This window comes from Pseudomonas serbica, assembly GCF_028823535.1.
Lineage (GTDB): Bacteria > Pseudomonadota > Gammaproteobacteria > Pseudomonadales > Pseudomonadaceae > Aquipseudomonas > Aquipseudomonas serbica.
The window spans coordinates 828,759-837,828 of record NZ_JAQIYM010000090.1 but is presented as its reverse complement, the minus strand read 5'-3'; the positions used below and the strand labels follow the sequence as shown (position 1 = coordinate 837,828).

Annotated in this window: 15 protein-coding genes; all 15 read right to left on the bottom strand. The window is 55.8% G+C overall.

Annotated elements, in window-relative coordinates:
- Positions 1-92: 92 nt before the first annotated feature.
- Positions 93-1,244 carry a hypothetical protein gene (locus NQL71_RS35310; RefSeq protein WP_274644251.1) on the bottom strand — a complete coding sequence of 384 codons (1,152 nt, stop codon included), beginning with the start codon at positions 1,242-1,244 and terminating at the stop codon, positions 93-95.
- Positions 1,245-1,261: 17 nt separating this feature from the next.
- Positions 1,262-1,447 (bottom strand): hypothetical protein, encoded by a 186-nt coding sequence (locus NQL71_RS35305; protein WP_274644250.1) that lies wholly within the window; start codon positions 1,445-1,447, stop codon positions 1,262-1,264.
- Positions 1,447-1,986, bottom strand: coding sequence for a hypothetical protein (locus tag NQL71_RS35300; RefSeq protein ID WP_274644249.1), 540 nt, complete (start codon positions 1,984-1,986; stop codon positions 1,447-1,449). The genes NQL71_RS35305 and NQL71_RS35300 overlap by 1 nt, the downstream gene beginning before the upstream one ends.
- Positions 1,987-2,065: 79 nt before the next feature.
- Complete coding sequence (locus NQL71_RS35295; protein WP_274644248.1) at positions 2,066-2,389, bottom strand: hypothetical protein; 324 nt, start codon at positions 2,387-2,389, stop codon at positions 2,066-2,068.
- 142 nt (positions 2,390-2,531) lie between these two features.
- On the bottom strand, positions 2,532-2,879 hold the full coding sequence (locus tag NQL71_RS35290; protein ID WP_274644247.1) for a hypothetical protein: 348 nt from the start codon (positions 2,877-2,879) through the stop codon (positions 2,532-2,534).
- A complete protein-coding gene (locus tag NQL71_RS35285) occupies positions 2,869-3,717 on the bottom strand; it encodes a hypothetical protein (protein WP_274644246.1) in 849 nt (282 codons plus the stop codon). The genes NQL71_RS35290 and NQL71_RS35285 overlap by 11 nt, the downstream gene beginning before the upstream one ends.
- Complete coding sequence (locus NQL71_RS35280) at positions 3,707-4,336, bottom strand: hypothetical protein (protein ID WP_274644245.1); 630 nt, start codon at positions 4,334-4,336, stop codon at positions 3,707-3,709. The genes NQL71_RS35285 and NQL71_RS35280 overlap by 11 nt, the downstream gene beginning before the upstream one ends.
- A complete protein-coding gene (locus tag NQL71_RS35275; RefSeq protein WP_274644244.1) occupies positions 4,333-4,656 on the bottom strand; it encodes a hypothetical protein in 324 nt (107 codons plus the stop codon). The genes NQL71_RS35280 and NQL71_RS35275 overlap by 4 nt, the downstream gene beginning before the upstream one ends.
- Before the next feature lie 39 nt (positions 4,657-4,695).
- Complete coding sequence (locus NQL71_RS35270) at positions 4,696-4,950, bottom strand: hypothetical protein (protein ID WP_274644243.1); 255 nt, start codon at positions 4,948-4,950, stop codon at positions 4,696-4,698.
- A complete protein-coding gene (locus NQL71_RS35265) occupies positions 4,947-5,606 on the bottom strand; it encodes a hypothetical protein (RefSeq protein ID WP_274644242.1) in 660 nt (219 codons plus the stop codon). Before NQL71_RS35265 ends, NQL71_RS35270 begins: the two co-directional genes overlap by 4 nt.
- Positions 5,596-6,375: a Lar family restriction alleviation protein gene (locus NQL71_RS35260; RefSeq protein ID WP_274644241.1), complete on the bottom strand. Its 780-nt coding sequence runs from the start codon at positions 6,373-6,375 to the stop codon at positions 5,596-5,598. Before NQL71_RS35260 ends, NQL71_RS35265 begins: the two co-directional genes overlap by 11 nt.
- Complete coding sequence (locus NQL71_RS35255) at positions 6,372-7,541, bottom strand: hypothetical protein (protein WP_274644240.1); 1,170 nt, start codon at positions 7,539-7,541, stop codon at positions 6,372-6,374. Before NQL71_RS35255 ends, NQL71_RS35260 begins: the two co-directional genes overlap by 4 nt.
- Positions 7,538-7,774, bottom strand: coding sequence for a hypothetical protein (locus NQL71_RS35250; protein WP_274644239.1), 237 nt, complete (start codon positions 7,772-7,774; stop codon positions 7,538-7,540). The genes NQL71_RS35255 and NQL71_RS35250 overlap by 4 nt, the downstream gene beginning before the upstream one ends.
- Positions 7,775-7,914: 140 nt before the next feature.
- Complete coding sequence (locus NQL71_RS35245) at positions 7,915-8,409, bottom strand: hypothetical protein (RefSeq protein WP_274644238.1); 495 nt, start codon at positions 8,407-8,409, stop codon at positions 7,915-7,917.
- Positions 8,410-8,537: 128 nt separating this feature from the next.
- Positions 8,538-9,014 carry a hypothetical protein gene (locus NQL71_RS35240; RefSeq protein WP_274644237.1) on the bottom strand — a complete coding sequence of 159 codons (477 nt, stop codon included), beginning with the start codon at positions 9,012-9,014 and terminating at the stop codon, positions 8,538-8,540.
- Between the last annotated feature and the right edge of the window lie 56 nt (positions 9,015-9,070).

Here is a 9,070-nt window from a genome sequence, read left to right as displayed (position 1 = left end):
TGGGCTTGTCCTGCGTCGAGTATGAAGTATCGAGTAAAAACCAACCTTCTGGAGCCAACCGCTACTGCACCACCCACGGTTGAGTACCGTGTTTATTGAAGCCTTTCGTGCTCGTCGAGCATTTTCACAACATTCCTTGTAGCGGCTCGCAATGCCACCAGGTCGGTTCTGTCCAGAGCCTCGACCTCGACCTCTACGTCGGTAAACAACTCAGACATTTCCGTCAGCCAGCCAAACAAGAACTCTTCTTCGGACACCAGGCCGTTGTCCTTTGGCCGCTGCTGAGAAACGACTTCGACCTGCTTTTCTGCCAACACCGCAGCGAACTTCAGCAGCTCGTCCTGCGTCACCTGGTACACGATTGAGTTCTCTAGGTAGGCCTCTGGATCAGTTCCAATTACCCCTTCGAACAAGTCGATGACTTGCTTGTTATCCAGCGCCTTGGCGCCACACTCTGTAATGCTCATTGAAACCTCTGATTCTGGTTGTTCCGGCTGACCCACCGGCAGGGACATGATTTCTTCCCAATCGCGAATGACCACTTCGGCGCCACGGAGCACATAACCGCCCTGCCTCCGAACGTGGTTCTCGAAAGAAACGACCCGAGCTGTCGGCAGCCGCGAGCTAATGAACGCACACAGCGTCTCTCGGCTGGCGTCGCAGTCCAGCACCCCTACTTCGTGTTTCTCATCGGACAGCACATAGCCCTGCTCGCGCAGGCTCTGAAGCCATAGCCGCTTGCGTTCTTTGTCCGATATCGGAGTGTCGGATAAGGTCGAACTGTAATCGCCATACAGACCACAAGACAGCTTCACCTTACAGATGTACGGCCCGAACGTGATCTCGGAAACAAGCCCGAAACCTTCATGCCGCCACCAGGCGTTGATCCGTTCTTCCAGGGTGCGAACACCCAACTGGATCAGCTGCGGCGACTGAGCATTACCAAGTTGGGCTTCGAGCTCACGCACACGCCCGTTGGCGGTACGCAAAGCCAGATGCCGCCGCTCGACCTCATCCCCGCTCATCGTCTCGACTCCAAGCTTCTTGCCGATGTCGGCCATCCGGTACTCGGCCACACTCAACACGCTACGGGCAGATTCGTGCTCAAGCGGCTCAGGGCTGTCCATGAAAAAGATAAGAGTCGCCAAGGCCTCTTGGGCTTCCTTGACCAGACGCTTCACAACGGCGGCACCATCCTCATCGAGGACAATGTCCGGCTGATTGCACGCAGGCTTGTCGAACATGGGGAGATCCTTCTAATTCAACTGGCTGACCAGGATCGGCCTAGATCAGAAATATCGGAGTGGTACGCCAGGCGCCGGCGATGGGCCTGCTGCTGGCGCTTACGCAACAACGCTTCGCCACTGCGACCCTGGGCCGGGAAGCGCCTGTTTTCTTCCTCAGGCATCACACAGACAATCTGAGGAAAGTCTTCGGCGATGCCCATCAGCCATGCTCCGAAGCGGTGGCCGTAAGTTCAAGAACGACCGCGTCGGTGCCGTCATTCCCCTTGGCCACGGCGACCGAAGTGCTTTTTCCGCTGTCGAGCACCAGCTTTTGCATGAAGTACTTGTTTTGTGAACCCACCAGCGAGACAGCCACACCCCCGCTCGCAACCTCATCGTTACCCAATGGGGCCGACCGGTTGAAATTCACCATCACCTTGATCTTGCCCTGCTCGTCGAACGCCGGTGATAGGATCAGGTTGTCCCCAAAATCCAGGTGCTTGTACACCTCTTTGGGCTTGCCCTGCCCGTACTCGGCGCTCGCCAGGTACGGCGTCGATGAATCGAGCAACTCAGTGGACAGCGCCCCGCCGTCCGGCACGCTGGCCGACATGGTGGCCATGGTTTCACCGGCTGAGGTCAGCTTGAAGTCCAACTTGATCATCTGTCGACCAGACACCACCGTCGCCGGTAATTCGAGTGCCTGGGACTGCGTCGAAAGTTGCGCCAGGAGCGCCAACGCCATTGCTGCCTTTTTCATTCGATTTTAATTCCGTCAATTTTTGATATTCACTCGGCAGTAAATATCACTTTTTAGCTATGTATTGCCACTTTTAAAGTCATTGATCACCGGGCTTTCTCAACAGGTGGTATTCCAAGCCCAGGGAGTTCGGCCCCCTGAAGCTGGACATCCATTCGGCGTCCGCCAGCGTCAACTCACGATCAGTGCACACCAGGAAGTTTTGCTTCTGCACCTGAACACCGTTTCCGGTCAGTTTTCTTGATGAGATTTCGTACAGGTACGGGCGAGTCGCGCATTTCTCGCCAGCCGCCTCGGCCTGCGTGGTCACGATCCCAAAGTCGTACTCAGCGTGGGCCAGCGAGCACATAAAGGTTCCAAGAAGCAGACCGCAAGCCGCTCCCAGCGATTTAGAGTGTGTCATGTTGGTCAGCGTCCTGATTCGTCGACAAAACGGCGCGTAGGCTCTCACAGACGATCTTGAAAAATCCAGCCGGCGAGCGCCGGAGGCACGACTTCTCTCTTCAAGGCCCTCACCCCCTCTACGTTGGCGCCGGTGCGAGCAACTATCTAAACAACGGGGAGAGTGTCGCTTCATGCCAAACGTGATCAGCTTCGAACTGGTTGCATTTCAGACGATCCTCCATCGTGATGATCTCGTAGGCCTTGTGGCGGGGTCTCGTTGTTTCCGCGTGGGCATCGACGATCTTGCGGTTCACATACCCCATGCACGCATCAGACGAGTGCTGAAACCCTACGATCAGGTAGGCCTCCGGGACTCGCTCGGCGACCGGGGCGGCAAGCCTCTCACGCAGCTCCATCAAGGCCAGGACGCTGTCCACACCGGCGCCGCTTGCCAATCGCTTCGCCAGATCCAAGGGGATTTCGATGGTAGCGCCCTCGTTATTCGCCACGGGCAAGATCAAGCTCGACTAGAATTTCGCTGACCAGCCCATTGATGTCGCTTTCGCTGATCTTGAACTCATCGTCTTTGCAATCAGACTCGTTGTGGCGGGCGAAAACCCCGTGAACTGCCGACCACTGTTCCTGGCTCAGCGCCACGCCGTATGCTTCAGTCTCGAAAACGTACTTTTTGCCGGTTTCGCCCTCTTCCACCTCGGCGGCCTCGATGGCAGCATCGAGTTCACCTTTGCGGAAACGGCAGATCCCCAAGCTGTCATCAAGGTAACCGCACCACTGCTCACGGTTTTGATCGTGAAACTTGCCCAGGGCCTGCGCAATACCGGAGAAGTCCCGAGAGCAGGTGTTCAGCAACCCAACCAATTCCGTATGGCGCTGTTCAAACGCGGAGGCGCGATCCAGCAGGCGGTCATTCTCCAACGACAGCTCGCGGTAATCCTGTTTGGACTCGGCTAGGTCTTTGCGCAACGCTTCACTCGTCGCCGCCCATTCCAGCCAAGCATCGAGGTCGTAGTCCCCCTTCATGCCTTCGCGCAGGATCCGGTTTTCTTCCTGCAATGCAGTCAGATCAGGCTGATCACGCGTATACCGGGTCGTTTCAAACGGAAGGTGCTTGGCCACGTCCCAACGGTCAGTGATCGCCAGCTGGCCGTCTTCGTCAGTGAAGACCCATACCGACTCACCTTGGGGCTCGGCCACCGGGGCGACGAGGAGAGCCCGAAGCTCCTCAGCGGTAAAACCTTCACTCGATCCACCGCCAGCGTCATGGATTTCAAGCAAACGAGCAGCCCTGCTCAAAAGCTCAGGCGTGATTTCGATCTTAATGGTCATTTTTACACTCCAGGCATTCCCCATCGCGAGGTACACCGTCGCCGTCAAAGGTAGTCGCCACTTGCGACCCGTTACAGTTGCTGCACTCGTTATTTTCTTCAGGCTCAGAGGTTTTGAGCGCTTTAAAAATACATTGCTCGGTGTACTCAATGCACGCCGTAACGCCGGCAGAGTGTTCACCGCCAGACAGATCTTTGAATCCTTCAGGCAAGCCTTTGAGTACCTCGATCAGCTCCGCATTCCGCTGCTCACAGGCTACTAGCCGATCATGCGGGCTTTTCGCTCCGACTTTCTGGGTGGTCACGACCACCTCGAATTGCGCGGTTCCATCATCGAGCGAAATGGTGAAAACATGGCCAACGTAGTTTTCGGCGCCGGAGTCCACCAAGTGACGCCCAGCGGCCTCAGCGAGAATCTGAAAATGGTTCAGGCCACGGATACGCTCCAGCTCTGCACGCAACGCTGCCATTTCAGGCGGCTCCGCCTTGACGGCAGGAGGTTCAGCAAGAAGCTTGCGCAGGTCTTTGGCCATATCGCGCCACTTTGGACTGGCATCCCATTCCATTTTGTTCAGCGCGTACTCCGCAATTACCCGTGTGACTTCGAGTTTGTCTGTCATGGATGTGCCACACCTTTCAGCTTGTGGATTTCCGCCGTAAGCGCTCTTATGTGGCACAACGCTCGCTGCGCCAGCTTGTTACCGTTCGCCAACTCTGCGTAAAACTCCAGGAGTTGCTGCTCGTCCGTCATCTCCTGCCATTGCAGATCGAGGATGCGAACAGTAGGCACCGCGCCGTTTGCATGGCGAACTTGAACAAATCCAGGCGCCTGGTCATTCAGGTACTCAACCCAGCCACGGCCACAGTTTTTTTCATTGGCAACATGAAACAATTTGTCGCCACGTTGCAAAGTCTTGCCGGACACCATGGATTCGCTCATGCGTTACTCCAGATTCTTGAGGGTTGAGGGTTGAGGGTTCTACTCGATCAGTAGCTCGTCAAGGCGACCACGAGAATCGAGATTCAGGGTTTCGCTGCGACCGCTGCAGTGTTTGCCATCGGTGAAGCCCGCCGCGATTGGCGTCTTGTACTGCCGCTCCCAGTCGTCCGGGTTGCCGTTCTTGAAGGTTTTGAGACCATTTATGGTGTCGGCGAAATCGTCATGGTGGTAGCGCTTCGGGAAGATGAAGATCTCTTCTTTTCCATCTTCATCTTGGGTCACTACGTATTTCATTCACTTGATCCTGATTCGTTGAACTTCAGGGCCGCTTCAATTTCAGCTATGAATGCTTCTGAGAAAGAGTGCCCTGCGATGACTTGAGCTTCATCGAGCAATTTGGCAAGAGCCGCGTTGCTCCGCTCGACGGCGGCCAGACGCTGCTGCAGCGCGTCCTCACGATCAATGGATAACTCGAGACACTGTTGAGTAGTGTCGCGCTGTTCCAGAAGCGTTGTTATCTCGGACTGAGCATCCTTAAGCCGGATCAGGGGCTCGATGCTGTAGAAGCCAGGGGTGCTCGGCTGCTCCTGGATCTTGTCATCTACCCAAGGCACTTTACGGTAAGCCTTGACCGCTGCCATTTCCGCAGAAGGTGTGCACTCCCGACCAACGATTTGAAATACCACCGGCCCCTGGCGCTCCACGACTTGGGCTGGCTTCTCCGGGAAAGGCCAAAGCTCAATGTCCAACTCCGCTTTGCAGTGAGGGCAGTCACCGTCCGCGTCCGCCCTGCCCGCCATCGTCACTGGAACCTTGCAGCTCCAGCAAGGCCAGGCGTTTGGATGGGCAGCGAGGATCGCACGCAACTCAGGCCCGATGGGAGATACGAGGCGCATATCATAGGCCCAGCGCTGCAGCACTTCACGCCCCAGTTCGATCTTATTGTTCATGGGTATTCCCTGTTTTGTTTTGGCCCGCTGCAAGCGGCGCTGGCTGGCTTACAGCTGCTCGCCATACCTCAAGCGCTGCACCTTTAAGTCCCTCGAAGCGGCACACATCACGCAGCATCTGTTCGTTCGCTTCATACCAAGGCTGGACGTCCGCCCAAGTGGTTTGCTTCACCACCGGCACTGGACAAGGCAACTCCTTGAACCTGTCGAGATAGGATAGAAGTGTTGCGGCGGCGCAGCTCAACATCCCGCTTTCGAAAACTTGTTGATCAAGCCAATACGCCAGGGCGGTCACTCGCTGTTCTTCTGTTTCAGCATGCGCACTGTCATGCACGGCTTGCTTGAGCTTTTCGGTAACCACCGATACCGGCTCGGGCCGCAGGGCGAACTCTTTGTACGCAACCCACAGACCCTGGACATACTCATCAGCATAGCCTTGAAGGTCATCGCTGCGAGCAAGAGATCGGTCGTCGAGAAACCCGAAGACAGGGTGTTTCGTCGCCATCACCCATTTCTGGAAAGGCTCACAATCACCTGGCAGAGGCTCTTGGCGCTCGACGACTGGGGCGGCGCGAGTGTTCCAGTACGCGACAGCCTCAGAATTCGACTTGAAGGTTTTAGTAAGCAATTGGCAGCCCCAGCAGCGGATCTGTGCCCTTTCCCGGCGACCCTCTTCTGTGTCGTACATGTCGCGAGTCAGATGCACGTTGCTCGACTGACAAAACGGACACGGCGCCAGCTCCTTCGATATTTCAATGCTTGCGTTCATTGGCTTGTCCCCGAGTCATTGATCTTGGCGTCAGCTTCTATCGCCACCGGCGAGGGCATCGAGCCGTAAAATAGTGGCTTCCAATCGAAATAGTCCTCCCGTGGAAACAGGAGTGTGTATTCGCCGCTGATTAAACCGACTCGACATTCATTGAGTGTTTTGCTCGCAAAGGAGATATGGGTATCAGGCTCACCAAAGTGGCTTTGATTTTTGCGCTTGTATTCCCATGCCACCGGCTCACCCCGACCAAACTTCAGCCCCTCGTTTTCCGTCGTCAGCTGGGCGATTCGTTTTCGCATCTCTGGCATATCACGCAAAAACGCTGTTTGGATTTTCATCCACATGAGCCCAGTATTGTCCCCTACTGCTTTGGCAGTAAGGTCGATCACCTCCTGCAGAGAATCCTGATCGTCTTTCTGCTGGGCGATGGTGGCTTGAAATTCGGCGAGTTCGGGTGCTGCACCTTGTACCGGAGCAGCTGGCTGTATCTCGTACCCTGTTATGCGCCCTTCAAGAATGCCCCTCAAGAACATGGCATTTGAAGAAGCGAGCTCTCCGCGCCATTCGTAGCTGTTGATGGCTTCCAGAAGACGGCGAGGAACGCCCACAATTTCATCACGAATCACAAGAGATTCAAGCTCGACGGCCAGGCCAGCTGGCTTCACCGCTGGATTAACGACTGTTGCAATCCGTGCCCAGAGCGCTTTGTCTGAAAGCAGTGGGAGCTTGCCGCTTACCTCACGCAGCAACTCGACCAGTTCCGTGTTCAGCTGCACGGAGGCTTTCAACTGATCACCCAGTTTCGCAATGGTCGAATCGTCCAATTCGGCCAGGCGCTTGCTGTTTTTCAGAACCTCAGCGATTGACTGCTCGGTCTGACCACGAAATTTCTCGACAATGCGCCTGAGCGAATTGAAGTTGATTTCCGTCATTTGATGGCCAATGAAAAAGTCTGGATCTGGCGTAAATTCACTGCCGCGCACTTCGCTAACCGCATTGACAAGTTCGACCCAGGTCAGCTCGCGCACTTCGACAGGAGCTTCGAGAATCGCACGTATCTCGTCATCGAGCCGCGTAGTTCCGCTCTCATCTGAGCTGTGGTGCTGGGCCAGCTCGCTCAGGATCCGCTCCACCATCTCCGGCGTGAATTCGATTTTACGAGTCATGGCTGCACCAGTTGAATTTTGTTAGCTTCTAGAATTTCGATCTCGCGCTTTAGCGCGTCGATTGCGTTTAACTTGGAGTTGATTACGCATTGAATCGCGGCGTTGATGTCCGCCTCTACCTCAGCCTCGGTGTCGAACACCTGGCTGACGTGCAAAAACATAGGCCCGATAAGGCTGCCGGAGGTCGACCAGGCTTCCAGAGATCCATCCCGCAGAGAGGTGGTGTTCGCCACTGTGACCGGAACCGCCTCAAACTTATGATCCGCAAGGGCTAGAGGGCCAGTACTGTGAAGGGCCATTTTAAGGCTGCGCGAAAGTCCTATGAAGCCAGTCCCACGGCCCGACGGCCAACGGGCTAGAAACTGATGGTTCCTCATTCCGCGACCGCCGCTTCTGCAGGCTTGAGCGTGATATCAAATTCCTCAGCCAGCTCTTGCAGCAAGAACCCATTACGGATCATTTCTTCAAGATCGTTTGACGGGTGGGTGTAGCTGCAGCCGGTGATCGCTGACACGCCGTCGATGCCCAAGCGGCGGATCAGCGCATTCAACAACTTTGTTTTTTCCGCATCACTTTCCTGTACGGCGCCAAGCGCCGAACGATGGTTCTTGATAGAACGTTCGGCGGATTGCAGCAACTGATCGGTATTGGCCAAATCTTTTCGCAAGGCCACCACGTCAGGCTGCTCCCCTGGATTCAGGTAGAGCTGCGTTCCGACTGGCAAGCGGGCCAGTTCCGGGCCGTACCAAAGGCGCTGATGGGGATTCGGCACGATGTAATCAACGATCTCAGCAGCTACATGGCCTTGACCATCGGCCACGGCGCCGGCAACCAGGAAGCGCAGCTCAGCCAAGGCCTGTTTGTTCACGACGATGCCGCGACATTCAGTAGTATCCAGACGATCTACAGCGGCCTTGATTGCTTCGATTTTACTGCTCATCTGAGCCTCACATTCAAAATAGGGTTTGTGCGCAACAAGCCAAATGGGCTCAGCGTTTAACAGGCGTAACAGAACTGAAAGTACCGACCATCGGGCAACGGCATGCTCATCGTGCCGGCATAGTCATCGCCAGACATCCCGCCATTGGTGGTCTGATCAACGTACACATCCCCCAGGTCAAAGGATTCGTCCTGAGGTTGGCCAAGAGGCGCCGCCGCGATCAGGTAGCTGTGCGTATAGCTCGAATCACTGAGCGTGTCCTTGATCTGGTCGAAGACCTTGGGCGAGACCATCGCCTTAACCTGTTCCAGCACCGCATTTTCCTGCTCACGCTGCTCCGCCATTTCACGGTGCATCTGGTCGTAGGCCGCCAGGCACTCAGCGTCTTGCGGGCTAAGCGTGGCCTCGTCATCAGGGACAGTGGTTTGCGCCCCGAAATCCAGCAGTTCGCTTGCAGGCATGGCTTTAAGCTGATCCATAGCAGTACGGGCTGCGGCCTTCACTGGCGCCGAGTTGGCAAATTTTCTTGGCATTTGATCGCTCCTAATCCTTCAGTGCACTGCTTATGAAACATCTAGGCCGCTTGGAT